The following is an 18,667-nucleotide window of genomic DNA, read 5'->3' as shown; positions in this document are numbered from 1 at the left end:
AGAGTCCCACTTGTTTGTTATTATTAAGTTTATATTAGTTGCGGAATTCTTGTTTATTAATACATATGGAGTATGTCTATAAGTATTGTGGGATAATTTTACTATATTGTTACATTTTATTGAAAAAATATGAATAAACTAATATAATATTAATATGACTTTTTAGTATAAAATTAATATTAGTTCTTGTAAACATTTTTAAAATTTAGAGGAAGGGTTTTTGTATTGTGATTTGTTAATGTTAAATGGGGGGATATATATATATATGAACAATATATATCAAAAGTTTAAAAAGAATATAAAAGCAAAAAATACCTTTCATAAATTAATGCTTTCTTATGTTATCTTCATAGTTCTCTTTCTTTTAACAACCATGTTTGTCTTATATAAAGGTTATAAAAAGCAAATTGTTGAACAATCCAGCAGGGTATCTGAAAATATTATAAATCAAGCAGAATATTACACTGGGTATACTCTTGACTGGGCAAAGTCGTACATATACAAATTGTATTTAGATGAACAAGTCTATAATTTGATGTTTGATTACAATAGCAATTCCAAGTTAGGTTTTTCACCATATTTAAAGGTAAAACAAGCTGCTGCTATGATTCCATCCATTCAATCTGTGTACGTTTACAACCGTAATAATAAGATGATATACTCATCCGATGGGAACTCATCTTATTATTCCTTGTTTTATGATAGCGATATAATGAAGAGACTTAAAGAATCCACTGAATCACTCAGCTCAAATTTTATTTCAAGACAGATAACAGTACCTATCAATGGAGAAGAATATAAAAGAAATATACTTACCTTAATTTTATCAAATTCAAAGTCGGATATAGATGGAAATCCATATGGAGCTATAGTTTTAAATCTTGATGCTAATTCTGTACAAGCCTATTTTCACAATATGTCAGAAAGCGATTATAATTTGATGGCTATAAATAAAAAAGGCCAGGTAATTTTACATTCTGATGAAAATATGTTTTTAAAGGATGTATCAAATTTAAATTATGTTAATAAGATAATAAACTCTAAAAATAAACAAGGAAGTTTTTTAGTCAATATTGAAGAAAGTCCATCAATAGTAACGTACAGATACAGCAAGAAACTAGACTTATTTTTTTTAAATATAGTAAAATATGATACCTTAATTGAAAGTATCAGAGGAATGAGCAGATTTTTGATTTTAGCATTTATTTTATTATTTTTGTTTGGACTAGGATATTCAATATTCACCTCTAGAAAAATATATAAACCAATTGCTGAAACAGTAAATACAGTTAAAAAATATTTAGATATTGATGAAGATATAAATAAGGAATTAGGTATTGAAGAAAATTCGAGAAATGAAATGGAATATGTTACAAAAGTAGTAGATACTCTTATGAATAAACCTATATCCTTTGCAAAGCTTTCGGATAAGGATTTATATTTTATTAGAAATCAGCTGCTTAAAGCTCTCCTTTTAAATATGGTTACAGAATTTGAAAGCTTTAAAGTGAAGTTAAAGGAAGTAGGTTTTGAGGTAGCTAGTGGCAATATAGCTATAGTGTTATTTAAGATGGATTCTTATAAAAAACTTATAAAAGAAAAGGGAGAGTCAGAACTTAAAAGTTTAAAGCGCAATTTATATATTGAGATTTCTAATATATCCAAAGAATGCTTTGAGTGTGAGATTATAGGACTAGAAGAGGATGAGATATGTCTCATTATAAAGGTTAAAGATAAAATAGATGATGAATTAACAAATAAAATAGTTCAGTTAATCCAAAAAAGCCAGGAAACAGTACTTAACAGCTTAAATATTTCTCTTTCAGCATCAATAGGCAGATATGCAGAAAGACTTGAGGAAGTAGCCAATGGATACAAGACTGCAAAAGACTATATTAACTATCGTTTTAAATATGGACCTAAGTCAATACTAATTAATGATCAAATAACCCAGGATATTTCCGGGGAAAGTAAGTTTGAAGATGCACAGCCAGAAGCACTTTTTAAAGCTGTAAAGCTGGGAAATCTTGATGAGGTAGAAGTTGAACTTGACAAAGTATTTAGTATACTGAAGAAAATGTCCTATAGTGATATGAGAATTTCTATTACTCAATTTGGAATTAACTCTCAAAAGGTTATAAATAATATTTGCCACATGAGCAAGGAAAATGCTTATATAGACATTAAAGAACTCACTGACAATTTATTTAATTATGAAACTATAGATGAAGTTAAAGATTACTTCCTAAATATATATAAAAGTGTTTTGATTCAAATAAAGGAGAAAAAATCTAATAGAAAAAATGATGTAATTGAAAATGTAAAAAGGTATATAAATCAAAACTACTGCGATCAGTTATTAGCCTTAGAGGTCATAGCATCAGAAATGAGGCTTTCTCCAAATTACTTGAGAACTATATTTAAGGAAAGTGAAGGTAAATCTATTTCCAATTATATAAATGAGGTTAGATTTGAAAAGGCTAAGGAGCTTTTAAAGACTACAGAACTTACAGCAAAGGAAATTTCAATAAAAATAGGGTTTGAAAACTTCAATTATTTTTACACAGCTTTTAAAAAATACTATGGAGTGTCTCCAAATCAATTTAGAAACAACATAAATAGTATATATCAATAGGGTAAAAAGTATAGCTTAGATATAGAGAAAGACTTAGTATTAGCATAGCTTTAATACTAAGTCTTTCTTTATATCTAACTTTTCAGGGTTGTTTTGGTAATTATTTAACAATGCTTTAATTTTTAAACAAATAATCAAATTTTAAACAACAAAAATAGTTAGAAAATTAAATCTTTTATAAACATTTGAACTATGTTAATTTTTGAAAACGTTTTATGATTATAAAGACGGCAGGAGAAGTAACAAATGTGTAAAACATTCAATTAAATAAGGGGGATATATTAAAATGAGAAAAAACTTATTAAAGGTACTTAGCCTTGCAGCGGTGACTACAGTCATAATGGGTTCATTAGCGGGTTGTGGTAAGTCAAAGGAAACCACTACAAATGGAAAAGAAGGCACAGCAAAAACTGAAACAAGAATAGCAGTGGTTTTAAAGGCAGTAAACAGTGATTATTGGAAGCAAGTTAAGGCAGGAGCTGATGATGCAGGTAAGGCACTTGGAATAAAAGTAGATGTACTTGGACCAAATGCTGAAACTGATATAGCAGGACAAACTTCTATTATGGAAGATCAAATAGTTAATAAGGCATCTGCTTTAGTAGTAGCTCCATCTCAGCCAAGTGCAGCGGTAGCTACCTTTGATAAGGCTGATTCAGCAAAAATTCCAGTACTTTTAATAGACTCAGATGCTGACTGGGATAAGAAAAAATCCTTTATAGGTACTGGTAATCTTGCAGGTGGAGAAGTTGGCGGTAAGTATATAGCAGGAAAGCTTCAAAAGGGTGACCAGGTTGTAGTTTTAAGGGGAGCTTTAGGAGATAAAACTCATGACGATCGTACTAATGGAGCTAAAAAAGCTATGGAAGATGCCGGCTTAAAAGTTGTAGCTGTTCAGCCAGCAAATAGCGATAGAAATATGGGTATGTCAGTTATGGAAAACTTAATTCAAACTAACCCAAATATTAAAGGTGTGTTCTGCTCAAATGATGAAATGGCTCTTGGTGCTACTAGAGCTTTAAGCCAGGCAGGAAAGAAGGGCGTTGTAGTTGTAGGATTTGACGGATCACCAGATGCGTTAAAGGCAATAAAGGCTGGAGAACTTACCGGTTCAGTTGCTCAAAGTGCATATAATATTGGAAAATTTGGTGTTGAAGCAGCAGCTAAAGTAGTTAAGGGAGAAAGCATAGATAAGAGAATAGATACAGGAACATCAATGGTTACAAGTGAAAACGTTGATAAGGTTCAAGCTGAGCTTGACAAAATATTAGGAAAATAATTTTGGGTAATTTATTAGAAAAATAATTGGGGAATTTAACTAGATTGAATCCAAGCTTTAACAACTTGGATTCAATTATTTAAATAATAAATGAATGGGGTGTTAGGTTATATGCAGCCATTTTTGGAATTAAAGGGTGTATCTAAAGTTTTCCCTGGAGTTAGAGCACTGGATTCAGTTGACTTAGAAATATATCCCGGAGAAGTACATGGACTTGTAGGTGAAAATGGAGCAGGTAAGTCAACCTTAATAAAGATACTTACTGGTGCGCATAAAAACGAAACGGGGCAAATAATTATCGAGGGAAAAGAATCAAACATCAAGGGACCAAGAGATGCCATGAATTATGGAATAACAGCTATTTATCAAGAACTTAATATAGTTAAACAGCTTTCTGTAGCAGAAAATGTATTTCTAGGCAGGGAAATTAAGAAAAACGGAAATAAAGGACTTTTAGATATAGGTGTTATGAGACAAAAGGCGGAAGAGCTTTTAGAAGAACTGGGTCAGAAAATTGATACAAAAATTAATGTTGCAAAGCTTGGTATCGGGCAGCAGCAGATGGTGGAAATTGCTAAGGCACTAAGTGTTAAAACTAAGCTTTTAATTATGGATGAACCTACTTCAAGCCTCGCAGAAAGAGAAGTTAAGGAATTATTAAAAACAGTTAAAGAATTAAAAAATAAGGGAATAGCAGTTATTTATATATCTCACAGACTGGACGAGGTAATGGAAATATGCGATAGAGTTACAGTAATGAGAGATGGACGAAAGATAGATACTTTAGATATAGATAAGGTAGATATAAATGGACTTATAAGACTTATGGTTGGACGTAATTTAGAACAGCAGTATCCAAAAGTAGAATCTAATGCCAATGAAGAGGCATTAAGAGTTGAAAGCTTAAATAGAAGAGGTGTATTTAAAAACATATCTTTTAACGTTAAAAGAGGAGAAATTGTTGGCTTTTCAGGCCTTGTAGGTGCAGGAAGAACAGAGGTTATGAGAGCCATATTTGGAGCAGATGAGTATGACTCGGGAGAGATATATATAAATGGTAAGAAAGTTAAGATAACCTGCCCAAAGGATGCAATGAAAAATGGGATTGCATTTTTGACTGAGGATAGAAAAGGACAAGGGTTGGTACTTGATAACACGATAGATTTTAATACTAATATAGCTTCTTATGACAAAAGTTCATCTGGAATGCTTTTAAATATTAAAAAGCTTAAAGAATTAACTAAAGAAAATATAAAGAAGCTAAACATAAATCCTCCTTCAGAAGATTTTATTGTAAGACAGTTAAGTGGAGGAAATCAGCAGAAAGTTGTTATAGCTAAGTGGCTTAATACCAAAGCTAATATCTTTATATTTGATGAACCTACAAGAGGAATTGATGTTGGAGCAAAGGTTGAGGTTTATAATGTTTTAAATTCACTTATAAAGCAAAACTGTGCAGTAATCATTGTCTCTTCAGAGCTTCCTGAGATACTTGGAATGAGTGATAGAGTTTATGTTATGCATGAGGGGGAAATAACAGCTGAAATAAGTAGAAAAGATGCAAATCAGGAAAATATAATGCGTGCAGCATCGGGGGAGGTATAGGTGTATGAATAATACTGGATTAGAAAATGAAAAAAGAGAAAGATTTCAAAGTTCTGATAAAAAGTCAGTAAAAGATACAATTAGTAAGTTTGGGTCCCTTCTTGGATTAATTCTTTTATGTATTGGTCTTGCAATTGCATCAGAGCAATTCTTTACACTGACAAATGTTATGAATATTGCCAGGCAATCAGCTATTAATAGTTTGATATCAGTAGGTATGCTTTTAGTAATATTAACGGCTGGTATAGACAACTCAGTTGGATCAAATGTTGCACTGTCAACTTGCCTTATGGGAGTTGCAATAATTAAGTGGCATATGAACCCATATCTAGCTATGGTATTATGTCTTGCAGCTGGGACAGGACTTGGTTATTTAAATGGAATTTTACTTACTAAACTTAGACTTCCACATCCATTTATATCAACCCTTGGAACAAAAAACGTGGCAAGAGGACTTGCACTTATTTTAACAGGAGCATCACCGCTATCAGGATTTCCAAAGTCAGTTCAATTTTTGGGAAATGGTTTCATTGGACCAATACCAATAAGCTTTATTTTAGTAATAATTGTGTTTGTAGGATTTTCAATTTTCCTAAACAAAACTGCACAAGGAAGATATATATATGCAGTTGGAGGAAATCTTGATGCTGCAAAACTTTCAGGTATAAATGTAGATAAAACTTTGGTTCGTGCTTATGTGCTTTGTGGAGCTATGTCAGCTATAGCTGGAATAGTGCTTACAGGTAGAGTTAATGCAACGTTCCCACTAGCAGGTCTGGATTATGAGTTAGATGCAATAGCAGCATGTATCATAGGTGGAGCATCCTTTATGGGAGGTTCAGGTACAGTATGGGGAACTCTTATTGGAGCTATGATAATGGCAGTATTAAGAAATGGACTTAACCTTCTTGGAGTATCTGCCGATGTTCAGGCTATAGCAATTGGTGTAGTTATCATTGGAGCTGTTTATGTAGACGTATTAAGAAGACAAGCTGAAAAGAAAGCAAAAACTCAAGCAGCATAGTATTAGTTAAAATGGAGCTGTTAGAAAAACAGATATTACACCTGAATAGGTGGTTGTAAATAAATATAAATTTTAGGAGGTTATGTAATATGATTAAAGTTGGAGTTGCAGGATATGGAGTTATTGGACAAAGACTAGCAGATGGGGTTGCTATGCAAAAGGACATGGAGCTTGTAGGAGTTGCAGATGTTGCACCTACATTATCTGTAAGAGCATTAAAGGAAAAAGGAATGCCATATGATTTATATAATTCGCTTCCAGATAATCAAAAATTATTTGATGAGGCTGGAATAAAGATAAGTGGAACACTTGAGGATTTAGTTCAAAAAGTAGATATAATGCTTGATGCAACCAGTGCAGGAATTGGAGCAAAGAATAAAGAGATTTATACAAAATACAACAAAAAGGCAATATTTCAGGGGGGAGAAAAAAACAGCGTTGCTGATGTATTCTTCCATGGTTATGCAAACTATGAAAAGGGTGTTGGGAAACAATTTTTAAAATTAACATCCTGTAATACAACTGGACTTATAAGAGCAGTTGATTGCTTAGACAAACTAGTTGGTGTTGAAAAAGTTGCAATTACAATTATAAGACGTGTGGCTGACCCAGGTGATTATCACAGAGGACTTACAAATGCGCTTCAAGTAGACAAAGCACCAAGTCATCAAGCACTAGATCTTATGACAATAATGCCCCATGTTGAAGCTACTGGAATATTAGTTCATACACCAGTAACACATGGACACATAATTACTGTAGTTGCTACCCCTAAGAAGGATATATCAAAGGAAGAGCTATTAGAAGCTTTTAGCAAACATCCAAGAATAAGAGTGGTAAGACTTGCCGATGGATTCCAAGGAAATGCTTCCCTATTTAGATATGCAAGAGATTTAGGCAATCCAAGAGGAGATATGTATGAAATAGCACTATTTGAAGAATCAGTAGTTAAATCAGGTAAAGATATAATGTTTGCAATAAACATTCCACAGGAAGCTGTAGTTATACCAGAAAATATGGATGCTATAAGAGCGGCTATGGAAATGCAAACTGACGGAGCAGAAGGGGTTTATGAGACAAATAAATATTTGGAGTTGGGAAAATGGATGGAAAAGTAGGAACTAAAATAAGATCAATGAGAGAATTTAATTATAAAGATAAAACTGTGCTTTTAAGACTTGATATAAATTCCCCAATTGACCCTGATACCAAGAAGATAGTAAGTGAAAACAGGATAAAGAAAAGTATTCCTACATTAAATTATCTTATAGAGCAGGAAGCTAAAATAGCCATAATAGCTCATCAAGGAGACACCTTAGACTATCACAATTTAATGTCTATGAAAGAACATGCACAAAAGCTGGCAGAAAGACTGGGAAGAGAAGTTAGATATATCGATGACGTTTGTGGCCCAGCAGCACAGGAGGCAGTAAAAAGTTTAAAACCTGGAGAGCTCATTTTACTAGGAAATCTAAGATACTTGTCAGAAGAAATATCAACCTTTGAAGATGCTGTAAAGCTGGAGCCAAAGGAAATGCTAAATACTTATTTAGTTAGAAGTCTAGCACCTATTGTAGATTGTTATATTAATGATGCCTTTGCAGCAGCTCATAGAAATGCTCCTTCCATGGTAGCTTTTCAGGAAATACTTCCTAGTGCAGCAGGGGACTTGATGTTCAATGAGATAAGTGCACTTACAAAGGTTATGGAGACTCCAGAGAAGCCTTCAGTATTTGTTCTTGGAGGACTTAAAATATCTGATGCCTTTGGAATGATGAAACAGGTTTTAGAAAATGGCAGTGCTGATAAGATACTATGTTCTGGAATAACAGGACATATCATGCTTATGGCAAAAGGATATGATTTAGGAAAGACCAATGAAAAATTCATTAAGGATAGAAAGCTGGATGTATTTATAAAGCCAGCTAAAGAGTATTTAGAAAACTATGAAGAAAAGATAGTATATCCTGTGGATTTGGCTTATGAAGAAAATGGTTCAAGAAAAGAAATAAGTATACAAGGTTTACCAAGGGATAAATCCTTTATGGATATAGGCCACAGAACTATAGAAATATTTGAAGAAGAATTATCTAAAGCAGGTACAATTTTCGTCAATGGACCTGCAGGAGTGTATGAAAATAAGATGTTTGAAGATGGAACTAAGGCTATATGGAATGCTATAGCAGAAGCAAAAGGTTACTCCGTTATAGGAGGAGGAGACACTGTAAGCGCAGCACAACGCTTCATTGATACCAGCAAAATAAATTATGTATGTACTGCTGGAGGCGCCATGGTTAGATTCCTTTCAGGAGTAAAGCTTCCTTTAATAGAGGCAATGAAAAATGCTAAATAAGTAGCAGGAGGTGCAGCATGATAAGTGAAGAAAAGATAAAAGAATTAAAGGCCTTTGCCTTAAATATAAGAATAGAAACATTAAAAGCCATTGGCACATTAGGATTTGGACATCTTGGAGGTGCCATGTCCGTAGCAGATGCCATAGCAGTACTTTACGGTGGAACTATGAACATAGACCCTAAAAAGCCAAGATGGGAAGATAGAGACTGGCTGGTATGCTCAAAGGGGCATGCTGGTCCAGCTATATATTCAGCACTAGCACTAAGGGGATATTTTAATAAAGAAGAATTATTAACACTGAATAAACCAGGAACTCATTTTCCAAGCCATTGTGATAGAAATTTAACCATAGGTATTGATATGACCACAGGTTCTCTAGCACAAGGGGCCTCTACAGCACTAGGAGTAGCCCTTGGAAATCGCTTAAAAGGAAAAGATAATTATACCTACTTAATACTTGGAGATGGAGAAATACAGGAAGGTCAGGTGTGGGAAGCTGTAATGTGTGCTGCACATCAAAAGATAGATAACCTTATAACCTTTGTTGATTGTAATAAGCAGCAGCTTGATGGCTACACAAAAAATATAAATGACTTGGGTGATATAGGCAGTAAATTTGAAAGCTTTGGGTGGCATGAGCAAACTATTGATGGTCATAGTGTGGAGGAAATTTACAGTGCTATTAAAGAAGCTAAAGAAAATAAGGGAAAGCCATCAGTAATAGTATTAGACACAATAAAGGGAAAAGGCTGCGGCTTTGCTGAGGGAGTACTAAATAACCACCATATGAACGTAAGCAAAGAGCAGATGGAAGAATCTTTAAAGGTACTGGAAAAAGAAATTGAAGAGGTGATGAAATAATGGGCGTAAAGTTAGCTGAAAAAAGAATAATTGAAGAAGTAGCAATGAGAGATATGTATTGTAAAACTCTTATGGAGCTTGCTTCTAAAAATGAAAATATAGTTGCACTTGACGCTGATTTAATGAATTCCATGGGAATGATGCCTTTTCAAAAGGCTTATCCAGAAAGAACTTTTGATGTAGGGATTCAAGAAGCAAATATGGTTGGAGTGGCAGCGGGAATGTCTGCTGTGGGGATAATACCTTTTGCACACAGCTTTGCGCCCTTTGCAACAAGAAGATGTTTTGATCAAATTTTTATATCCTGTGCTTATGCAAAGCTTAATGTAAAAATAACTGGCAGCGACCCTGGGGTCACTGCAGCCTATAATGGAGGAACCCATATGCCCTTTGAAGATATGGGGATACTTAGAAACATTCCTAATATAACAATAATAGAACCTGTAGACAATGCTATGCTTAAGGATGTTTTAGAACAAATTGCAGATAAGTATGGAGTTTTTTATACAAGGCTCTTAAGAAAAAATCCTGTAAAGATATACGAAAAAGGCTCAACCTTTGAAATAGGAAAGGCAGTACCTTTAAGAGACGGAAAAGATGTAACAATATTTGCTACAGGAATAATGGTAGAAGAAGCATTAAAGGCAGCTGAAGAATTAGAGAAAGAAGGAATTTCCGTAAGAGTTTTAAATATGTTCACAATAAAACCAATAGATAAGGAAGCTGTAGTTAGGTGTGCAGAAGAAACAGGAGCAATAGTAACTTGTGAAAACCACAGTATTATAAATGGTCTTGGCTCTGCAGTTGCAGAAGTTATAACAGAAAATATGCCAGTACCTTTAGAAAGGGTTGGAGTCCAGGACAGATTTGGTCAAGTGGGACCTGTGGATTATTTAAAAGAGGAATATAACCTTACCTATAGTGATATTATGGCAAAGGTTAAAAAGGCAGTAGAGAGAAAAAGCAAGTGAATAAATATAAATAAGAGGTGAAAAGTCATGCTTAGAATTAGACAGAATGAGGGTTTTAAATTTGGATACAATCCAATAACTACTATGGATGAAACAGAACATAATACCATGATGGACTTTGGAATATTAAGGCTTGGGAAAGAACAGGTCTATATAGATAAAGATGAAAAGGAAAGAGTGTTTCTTTTAATTACAGGAGAAGTAATTTTTGAGTTCGAGGATAAAAAAGAAACAGCACTTAGAAATTCATGTTTTGATGAAGATCCTTGGGTGCTTCATGTACCTAAAGGTGTAGAAGTGAAAATCACTGGAGTTTCAGAGGATACAGAAATATGTGTTACTAAAACCACCAATGATACTATATTTGAATCAAAATTTTACACAAACAAAGAATGCAGAAGTGAAAATCGCGGCGCTGGCACAATGAAGGAAGCTTGTACAAGAATAGTGAGAACAGTTTTTGATCATTCAAATGCTCCTTATTCAAACTTAGTTATAGGAGAGGATATAGATTATCCAGGTAAGTGGTCAAGTTACCCACCACATCACCATCCGCAGCCAGAAATATACTTCTATAAATTTAATCCCGAAAATGGATATGGATTTTCAGAGCTTGGTGAAGACGTGGTTAAATTAAAACACAATGATGCAGTAAAGATATTAGATGATGTAACTCATCCACAGGTAAGTGCACCAGGATATGCAATGTACTATATATGGGTAATAAGACACATAGATGGAAATCCATATATAACTCCAGTATTTGTTCCAGAGCATTTATGGCTTACAGATAAGGATGCCAAAATTTGGCCAGATAAATAAAAATGAGGTGAAAATATGAAGACTATAAGGCTTACAATGGCACAAGCTCTTATTAAGTTTTTAGACAATCAGTATGTAGAGTTTGATGGAATAGAGAGCAAATTTGTAAAAGGTATATTTACGGTATTTGGACATGGAAATGTATTAGGACTTGGGCAGGCATTAGAACAGGATCCGGAGGACCTGATAGTTCATCAAGGAAGAAATGAGCAGGGAATGGCTCATGCAGCTATGGGGTTTGCAAAACAAAAGCATAGAAAACAAATTTACGCTTGTACTTCATCTGTTGGTCCAGGTGCAGCAAATATGGTAACTGCAGCGGCAACTGCAACTGCAAATAGAATTCCTGTATTATTTTTGCCAGGAGACGTGTATGCAACAAGACAGCCTGATCCAGTTCTTCAACAGGTAGAACAATTTTACAACTTAAACATCAGTACAAATGATGCCTTTAAGGCAGTAAGTAAGTACTGGGATAGAATATCAAGACCGGAGCAGCTTATGTCAGCATGTATAAACGCTATGAGAGTACTTACAAGTCCTGCAGATACTGGTGCTGTTACATTAGCCCTTCCTCAAGATGTGCAGGGTGAAGCTTATGATTATCCTGAATACTTCTTTCAAAAGAGAGTTCATAGAATAGAAAGAACACCTGCCACAAATGAAATGATCGCGGATGCAGTAAGTCTTATCACAAAGAAAAGGAAACCAATGCTTATATGCGGCGGCGGAGTTAGATACTCGGAAGCGGCAGAAGCACTTAAAACCTTTGCTGAAAAATTCAACATACCCTTTGGGGAAACTCAAGCAGGAAAAAGCGCAATAGTATGGGATCACGAATTAAACATGGGCGGTATAGGAGAAACAGGAAGCCTAGCTGCCAACACTATTGCTAAGGAAGCAGACCTTATCATTGGTGTGGGTACTAGATATACGGATTTTACTACATCATCAAAATGGATATTCCAAAACCCTCATGTAAGCTTCTTAAACATCAATATAGCAGCCTTTGATGCTTATAAATTAGACGGTGTAAGGGTTACAGCTGATGCTAAAGCTGCTTTAGAAGACTTGAGAGTAGAACTTGAGAAAGCAGAATATAAATCAGCCTATACAACTGAGATAAGAACTGCTAAAGATGCATTAAATGCAGAAGTGGATAGAGTGTACAGCGTAGAATACAGTGGTGAAGACTTTGTCCCTGAAGTAAATGATGACCTTGACCAAAAGGCTGTATTTGAAGAGTTTAAAAAGATAACTGGTTCCAGCCTCACTCAGTCAAGAGTATTAGGTGTATTAAATGAAATGCTTACTGATAAGGATATAGTTGTTGGAGCATCAGGAAGCCTTCCAGGAGATTTGCAGAGGGTTTGGAGGGCAAAGGGAGCTAACACATATCATATGGAATATGGCTATTCCTGCATGGGATATGAAGTAAATGCAAGTTTAGGCGTAAAAATAGCTGAACCTGATAAGGAAGTATATACACTTCTTGGAGATGGGTCCTACATGATGCTTCATTCAGAGCTAATAACTTCTATTCAAGAAAGAAAAAAGATAAATGTAATTGTATTTGATAATATGACATTTGGCTGTATAAATAATCTTCAAATAGGAAATGGAATGGGAAGCTTTGGAACAGAATTTAGATTTAGAAATGAAGAAACAGGAAAGCTTGATGGAGGATTTGTTCCGATAGATTTTGCTATGAATGCAGCGGCTTATGGATGCAAGACCTATACTGTTAAAACTATAGAAGAATTAAAGGAAGCTATAATTGATTCTAAGAAGCAGAAAGTTTCTACATTAATAGATATAAAAGTACTTCCTAAGACCATGGTTCATGGATATGGATCTTGGTGGAGAGTAGGAGTGGCAGAGGTATCCCATAAGGAAAAGATACAAGAGACATATAAAAAATTAAGAGAAAACATTGATAAGGCTAGACAATATTAATAGGCAAGGTGGCATAACTTAGGCTGTGCCACTAAGTCTTATATAAGATGGAGGGGAAACATTATGTTTGACAATAAAAAAGTAAAGCTTGGTATTGCACCAATAGCTTGGACCAATGATGATATGCCAGAATTAGGTGGAGAAAATACCTTTGAGCAGTGTGTAAGTGAAATGGCTCTAGCAGGATTTACTGGCAGCGAAGTTGGAAATAAATATCCTAGAGATACAAATGTACTTAAAAAGGCTCTTGAGCTTAGAGGAATAAACATAGCAAGTGCTTGGTTCAGCTCCTTTCTAACAACTAAGCCCTTAGAAGAAACCGTTGAAGCTTTCATAAAACATAGAGATTTTCTTCATGAAATGGGAGCTAAGGTCATAGTTGTAGCTGAGCAGGGACACAGTGTTCAGGGGGAAATGGAAACATCAGTATTTGACGGAAAGCCTAAGTTCACTGAAGAAGAGTGGGAAAAGCTTGCTAGAGGTCTTGAAGAACTTGGAGAACTAGCAAAAGAAAAGGATATGAAAATAGTATATCACCATCATATGGGTACTGGAGTTCAAACCACTGAAGAAGTTGATAAGCTTATGAGTATGACTGACGAAAACTTGGTTTACTTATTATTTGATACAGGACATTTCACATTTTCAGGAGAAGATCCAGAAAAAATTCTTAAGAAATATGTAAATAGAATTAAACATGTTCATCTTAAGGATATAAGAAAAGAAGTTCTAGATAGGGTTAAAGAAGAAAAGCTAAGCTTCTTAAAGGGTGTTAAGTCTGGAGTGTTTACAGTTCCAGGAGATGGAATGATTAATTTTGATCCATTATTTAAAGTACTTGAGGAAAATAATTATGAAGGTTGGTTTATTGTAGAAGCAGAACAAGATCCTGCACTTGCAAACCCACTGGAGTATGCAATAAAAGCTAGAAAATTTATAAACGAAAAAACTGGATTATAGGATAGGGGGACGTAATAATGAGTGAAAAAATAAGAGTAGGTGTCATTGGAGCAGGAAGAATAGGAAAAATTCATGCTGAAAATATAGCAAAGAGATTTGGAACCCAGGCAGAGCTTGTAGCCATAGCTGATGTGTTTTTAAATGACAGCGTGATACAGTGGGCTAATGGCTTAGGAGTAGAAAATGTGTATGATGATTATAAGAAAATAATAGATGATCCATCTATAGATGCAGTAATAATTTGCTCATCCACCAATACTCACTCAAAAATAACCGTTGAAGCAGCAAATGCAGGGAAGCATATATTTTGCGAAAAGCCAATTGATTATGATTTAGAAAAGATTGCTGGAGCACTAGAGGCAGTTAAAAAAGCAGGAGTTAAATTTCAAGTTGGGTTTAACAGACGTTTTGACCATAACTTTAAGAAGATTAGAGAACTAGTTTCTGAGGGTAAGATTGGAGACGTTCATATAGTAAAGGTTACTGCAAGAGACCCAGAACCTCCTTCAGCAGAGTATGCAAAGGTATCTGGAGGAATGTTCCTTGATATGACTATCCATGATTTTGATATGGCTAGATATTTAAGCGGAAGTGAAGTAGAAGAAGTTTACACAAATGCAGCTGTTCTTGTGGACCCAGCCATAGGAGAAGCAGGAGATGTGGACACGGCATTAATATCATTAAAGTTTAAAAATGGAGCAATAGGAATTATAGATAACAGCAGAAAAGCAGTTTATGGCTATGATCAAAGAGTTGAAGTTTTTGGTTCAAAGGGATCTGCGGAAGCATCCAACGATACTCCTTCAACTGTTGTGTTAAGTACAAAGGATGGAGTTCAATCCGAAAAACCATTATACTTCTTCCTTGAAAGATATATGGAATCCTTTGCTGAAGAAATGAAGGAATTCTTTAGTGCAATAATAAATGATACAGATACTGTAGTATCAGGCATAGATGGCTTAAAGCCAGTGTTATTAGGCATGGCTGCAAAGAAGTCCTACTTAGAAGGAAGACCAGTTAAGATGGATGAATTTGAAATATAAAGATTTCAGTTTAAAAAATACATTTTAGATAGATAAGGTTAAAATATAAAAATGTAGTTTTAGAAAATCCATTGTAGGGAGATAGAAAAATGGAAAAACTGTTACAAGGAAAGGTGTGTATTGTTACAGGAGCAGCAAGAGGCATGGGAAAAGCTTTAGCTCTTAAATATGCTGAACACGGGGCAGATGTAGTTTTAATGGATATAAATAAAGATGGACTTGAAAAAGCAGCCATTGAAGTAGAACACCTAGGCGCTCATGCACTGCCCCTTGTAGTTAATATCGCTTCATCAAAAGAAATTAATGAAGCTATGGATAAGGTTGAAGCTGAATTTGAAAAGATAGATATTTTAGCAAACTGTGCTGGAATTTCAACATCAAGATTAATTCTTGATGTAGAAGAAGAAGAGTGGGATAGAGTATTTAATATTAACTTAAAGTCCATTTATTTGATGTGCAGACGTACAGCTAAAAATATGATAAAGAACAAAGTTAAAAATGGAAAAATAGTCTCAATATCTTCTCAAGCGTCAAAGATTGGGGAGCTGGGAAATGGAGCTTATTGTGCTTCTAAAGCAGGAGTAAACTTGCTTACCCAGGTCCTTGGCCTAGAACTAGCTGAGTATGGTATTACAGTTAATGCAGTTTGTCCTGGCTATGTTAATACTGAGATGATGCAGTCAGTTTTTGAGAAGAGAGGGCCAATTGAAGGAATGACTCCAAAGGAATATGAAGAGCTTTTAACAAGCTATGTGCCAATGAAGAGAATGGCCGAGCCTGAAGAAATAGCAGAGTTTATGCTTTTCTTAAGCAGTGAAAAGGCAAATTATATTACTGGAATATCTCATACTATTGCTGGCGGAAAAACGCTTATTTAGAGAGGGGATTTACTATGAGGCTTTGCATTATGACAGATGCTTTAGGATATATGCCCTTTGAGGAGATGCTTGACGCTGCATCAAAATTAGGCTTTGAGTCCCTTGAGTTTGCCACTGGCAATTGGTCAAAAGCACCTCATTTAAATTTAGATGAATTACTTGGGGACGCTCAAAAACGTGAAGCTTTTATAAATGCTATAGAGAGCAGAGGACTTAAAATAGAAGCCTTAAATTGTTCCGGTAATCAGCTGGCTCCAAATGAGGAAGGGAAAGCACATGAGCTGGTAGTTCAAAAAACCTTCAAGCTAGCAGAATTGTTAGGCGTTAAAACCATAATAATGATGTCAGGACTTCCAGGGGGAGCACCACAAGATACAACGCCAAACTGGATAACTACAAGCTGGCCGCCAAGAAATAATGAAATTCTTGACTGGCAGTGGAATGAGGTGGCACTGCCTTATTGGCAAAGCACTGTAAAGCTTGCTAAGAACCATGGGATTGAAAAAATTGCTTTAGAGAACCATGGATGCCAGCTGGTTTACAATACTGAAACCTTGTTTAAGTTGAGAAACCATGTTGGAGATATGATAGGAATGAATCTTGATCCAAGTCATTTGTTTTGGATGGGAGGAGATCCTATTTTAGCAGCAAGAGCATTAGGAGATTCCATTTATCATGTCCATGCAAAGGATGTGAGAATTGAGAGAGGAATGGCAGGCGTCAGTGGGGTGCTTGATACAAAACCTATAAGTTCATTTTATACTCGTTCATGGAATTATGTAGCAGTAGGACATGGCCACAGCATAGGATGGTGGAAGGAATTCTTTTCTGTTGTAAGCATGACTGGTTATGACGGTGCAGTTAGTCTTGAGATGGAGGATATGACTATGGATCAGCTAGCTGGAGTCAAGAAATCTGTGAAGGTACTGAAGGAAGCACTTCCTAGAGAATTTTAATAAAAATAATTTTTCAAAGTAGGGCTTAACTCCAGTTATGCCCTGCTTTGTTATATAGGGGGATATAAATGAAGTATAGTGTAGAAATTGCTAAAACAACTATGGAAGTTGAAATCCATGATAAGAATCTTTTAGGAATACTGCATGCAAATGAGGTAGAAGTAGGCTTAACTGGAGGGGAAGAAGTAAAAAGAGCCCTTGATAATCCAATAAGTTCAAGAGTACTACACGAAATAGTTAAACCAGGGGAAAAGGTTGCAATAGTAACAAGTGATATAACAAGACCTATGCCCAGTAAGCTTGTATTGCCATACATTATTGAAGAGCTAAAAAAGGCAGGCTCAAAGGATGAGGATATAACAATTGTTTTTGCATTAGGCAGTCATAGAAAACATACTGAAGAAGAAAAGAAGTATTTAGTAGGTGAAGAAATTTACAATAGGATAAAATGTATTGACAGCGATTCAAAGGACTTTGTTCACTTTGGATACACTAAAAATAATACTCCTATAGATATTTTTAGACCTGTGGCAGAAGCTGATAGGAGAATATGTCTAGGAAATATTGAGTTTCATTATTTTGCAGGCTACAGCGGAGGGGCTAAAGCTATTATGCCAGGGGTTTCTACTAGAGCAGCTATACAAGCAAATCACAGTAGAATGGTAGATGAAAAGGCACATGCAGGTAATTTAAAAACAAACCCTGTAAGAATAGATATAGAAGATACAATAAAGTTTGTTCCTATAGATTTTATATTAAATGTAGTGCTAAATGAGAACAAAGAAATAATCAAGGCTGTGGCAGGAGATTATATAGATGCTCATAGAGAAGGATGTAAATTCCTTGATAATTTATATAAAACACCTTTAAGAGAAAAAGCTGATGTGGTAATATCGTCTATAGGTGGATTTCCTAAGGATATAAATTTGTATCAGGCACAAAAGGCTCTTGATAATGCTAAGCATGCTGTAAAAGATGGTGGAATAATAATACTTGTTGCGTCCTGCAGGGAAGGCCTTGGAGAAAAGGTCTTTGAGGATTGGATTATGGAAGCTGAAAAGCCGCAAGATCTTATAGATAGAGTTAAGACAAAGTTCGAGCTTGGGGGGCATAAGGCAGCAGCTATAGCTATGGTACTTCAAAAGGCAAGGGTTTTCTTGGTATCAGAACTTGAAGGTGATTTTGTGAAAAATATATTCCTAGAACCCTATCAGGATGTACAAAGTGCTTATGACAATGCCCTAAAAATCATGGGTGAAGATGCAAAGGTTATTTTAATTCCTCATGGAGGTTCCATATTACCATATATAAAGTAGGTGAAA

At 35.0% G+C, this 18,667-nt stretch carries 15 protein-coding genes; all 15 read left to right on the top strand.

Annotated elements, in window-relative coordinates; genetic code table 11:
• Positions 1–265: 265 nt before the first annotated feature.
• A complete protein-coding gene (locus tag BSD9I1_RS05925) occupies positions 266–2,635 on the top strand; it encodes an AraC family transcriptional regulator (RefSeq protein WP_186429558.1) in 2,370 nt (789 codons plus the stop codon).
• Between the two features lie 286 nt (positions 2,636–2,921).
• The gene (locus BSD9I1_RS05920) at positions 2,922–3,914 is read left to right on the top strand and encodes a sugar ABC transporter substrate-binding protein (protein ID WP_035305683.1); all 993 of its coding nucleotides are present in this window, start codon (positions 2,922–2,924) and stop codon (positions 3,912–3,914) included.
• 111 nt (positions 3,915–4,025) lie between these two features.
• Positions 4,026–5,519: a sugar ABC transporter ATP-binding protein gene (locus tag BSD9I1_RS05915; protein WP_186429557.1), complete on the top strand. Its 1,494-nt coding sequence runs from the start codon at positions 4,026–4,028 to the stop codon at positions 5,517–5,519.
• 4 nt (positions 5,520–5,523) lie between these two features.
• Positions 5,524–6,543, top strand: coding sequence for an ABC transporter permease (locus BSD9I1_RS05910; RefSeq protein WP_186429556.1), 1,020 nt, complete (start codon positions 5,524–5,526; stop codon positions 6,541–6,543).
• Positions 6,544–6,632: 89 nt separating this feature from the next.
• A complete protein-coding gene (locus BSD9I1_RS05905; protein ID WP_186429555.1) occupies positions 6,633–7,661 on the top strand; it encodes a type II glyceraldehyde-3-phosphate dehydrogenase in 1,029 nt (342 codons plus the stop codon).
• Positions 7,646–8,896: a phosphoglycerate kinase gene (pgk, locus tag BSD9I1_RS05900; protein WP_186429554.1), complete on the top strand. Its 1,251-nt coding sequence runs from the start codon at positions 7,646–7,648 to the stop codon at positions 8,894–8,896. The genes BSD9I1_RS05905 and pgk overlap by 16 nt, the downstream gene beginning before the upstream one ends.
• A gap of 17 nt (positions 8,897–8,913) precedes the next feature.
• Positions 8,914–9,759, top strand: coding sequence for a transketolase (locus BSD9I1_RS05895; RefSeq protein WP_186429553.1), 846 nt, complete (start codon positions 8,914–8,916; stop codon positions 9,757–9,759).
• The gene (locus BSD9I1_RS05890) at positions 9,759–10,730 is read left to right on the top strand and encodes a transketolase family protein (protein WP_186429552.1); all 972 of its coding nucleotides are present in this window, start codon (positions 9,759–9,761) and stop codon (positions 10,728–10,730) included. The genes BSD9I1_RS05895 and BSD9I1_RS05890 overlap by 1 nt, the downstream gene beginning before the upstream one ends.
• A gap of 27 nt (positions 10,731–10,757) precedes the next feature.
• Positions 10,758–11,552, top strand: a complete 795-nt coding sequence (locus tag BSD9I1_RS05885; RefSeq protein WP_186429551.1) for a 5-deoxy-glucuronate isomerase — start codon at positions 10,758–10,760, stop codon at positions 11,550–11,552.
• Between the two features lie 15 nt (positions 11,553–11,567).
• Positions 11,568–13,508, top strand: a complete 1,941-nt coding sequence (iolD, locus tag BSD9I1_RS05880) for a 3D-(3,5/4)-trihydroxycyclohexane-1,2-dione acylhydrolase (decyclizing) (protein WP_186429550.1) — start codon at positions 11,568–11,570, stop codon at positions 13,506–13,508.
• A 63-nt stretch (positions 13,509–13,571) separates the two neighbouring features.
• Positions 13,572–14,468, top strand: coding sequence for a myo-inosose-2 dehydratase (iolE, locus tag BSD9I1_RS05875; protein ID WP_186429549.1), 897 nt, complete (start codon positions 13,572–13,574; stop codon positions 14,466–14,468).
• Between the two features lie 17 nt (positions 14,469–14,485).
• Positions 14,486–15,511: an inositol 2-dehydrogenase gene (gene iolG, locus BSD9I1_RS05870; RefSeq protein ID WP_186429548.1), complete on the top strand. Its 1,026-nt coding sequence runs from the start codon at positions 14,486–14,488 to the stop codon at positions 15,509–15,511.
• 89 nt (positions 15,512–15,600) lie between these two features.
• Entirely contained in the window at positions 15,601–16,389 is a 789-nt protein-coding gene (locus BSD9I1_RS05865) for an SDR family NAD(P)-dependent oxidoreductase (RefSeq protein WP_186429547.1), read from the top strand.
• A 14-nt stretch (positions 16,390–16,403) separates the two neighbouring features.
• Positions 16,404–17,345, top strand: coding sequence for a sugar phosphate isomerase/epimerase (locus BSD9I1_RS05860; protein ID WP_186429546.1), 942 nt, complete (start codon positions 16,404–16,406; stop codon positions 17,343–17,345).
• A 68-nt stretch (positions 17,346–17,413) separates the two neighbouring features.
• Entirely contained in the window at positions 17,414–18,661 is a 1,248-nt protein-coding gene (larA, locus tag BSD9I1_RS05855) for a nickel-dependent lactate racemase (protein WP_186429545.1), read from the top strand.
• Positions 18,662–18,667 lie beyond the last annotated feature (6 nt).

This window comes from Clostridium sp. BSD9I1 (assembly GCF_900185645.1).
Lineage (GTDB): Bacteria > Bacillota > Clostridia > Clostridiales > Clostridiaceae > Clostridium_AK.
This window is presented reverse-complemented; position numbering and strand designations above follow the sequence as displayed.

Coding starts and splice junctions, on each gene's coding strand:
- BSD9I1_RS05895 (WP_186429553.1), top strand. CDS start 8,914: ATGATAAGTGAAGAAAAGATAAAAGAATTAAAGGCCTTTGCCTTAAAT.
- BSD9I1_RS05915 (WP_186429557.1), top strand. CDS start 4,026: ATGCAGCCATTTTTGGAATTAAAGGGTGTATCTAAAGTTTTCCCTGGA.
- larA (WP_186429545.1), top strand. CDS start 17,414: ATGAAGTATAGTGTAGAAATTGCTAAAACAACTATGGAAGTTGAAATC.
- iolD (WP_186429550.1), top strand. CDS start 11,568: ATGAAGACTATAAGGCTTACAATGGCACAAGCTCTTATTAAGTTTTTA.
- BSD9I1_RS05910 (WP_186429556.1), top strand. CDS start 5,524: ATGAATAATACTGGATTAGAAAATGAAAAAAGAGAAAGATTTCAAAGT.
- BSD9I1_RS05890 (WP_186429552.1), top strand. CDS start 9,759: ATGGGCGTAAAGTTAGCTGAAAAAAGAATAATTGAAGAAGTAGCAATG.
- iolG (WP_186429548.1), top strand. CDS start 14,486: ATGAGTGAAAAAATAAGAGTAGGTGTCATTGGAGCAGGAAGAATAGGA.
- pgk (WP_186429554.1), top strand. CDS start 7,646: ATGGATGGAAAAGTAGGAACTAAAATAAGATCAATGAGAGAATTTAAT.
- BSD9I1_RS05920 (WP_035305683.1), top strand. CDS start 2,922: ATGAGAAAAAACTTATTAAAGGTACTTAGCCTTGCAGCGGTGACTACA.
- BSD9I1_RS05860 (WP_186429546.1), top strand. CDS start 16,404: ATGAGGCTTTGCATTATGACAGATGCTTTAGGATATATGCCCTTTGAG.
- BSD9I1_RS05885 (WP_186429551.1), top strand. CDS start 10,758: ATGCTTAGAATTAGACAGAATGAGGGTTTTAAATTTGGATACAATCCA.
- BSD9I1_RS05865 (WP_186429547.1), top strand. CDS start 15,601: ATGGAAAAACTGTTACAAGGAAAGGTGTGTATTGTTACAGGAGCAGCA.
- BSD9I1_RS05905 (WP_186429555.1), top strand. CDS start 6,633: ATGATTAAAGTTGGAGTTGCAGGATATGGAGTTATTGGACAAAGACTA.
- BSD9I1_RS05925 (WP_186429558.1), top strand. CDS start 266: ATGAACAATATATATCAAAAGTTTAAAAAGAATATAAAAGCAAAAAAT.
- iolE (WP_186429549.1), top strand. CDS start 13,572: ATGTTTGACAATAAAAAAGTAAAGCTTGGTATTGCACCAATAGCTTGG.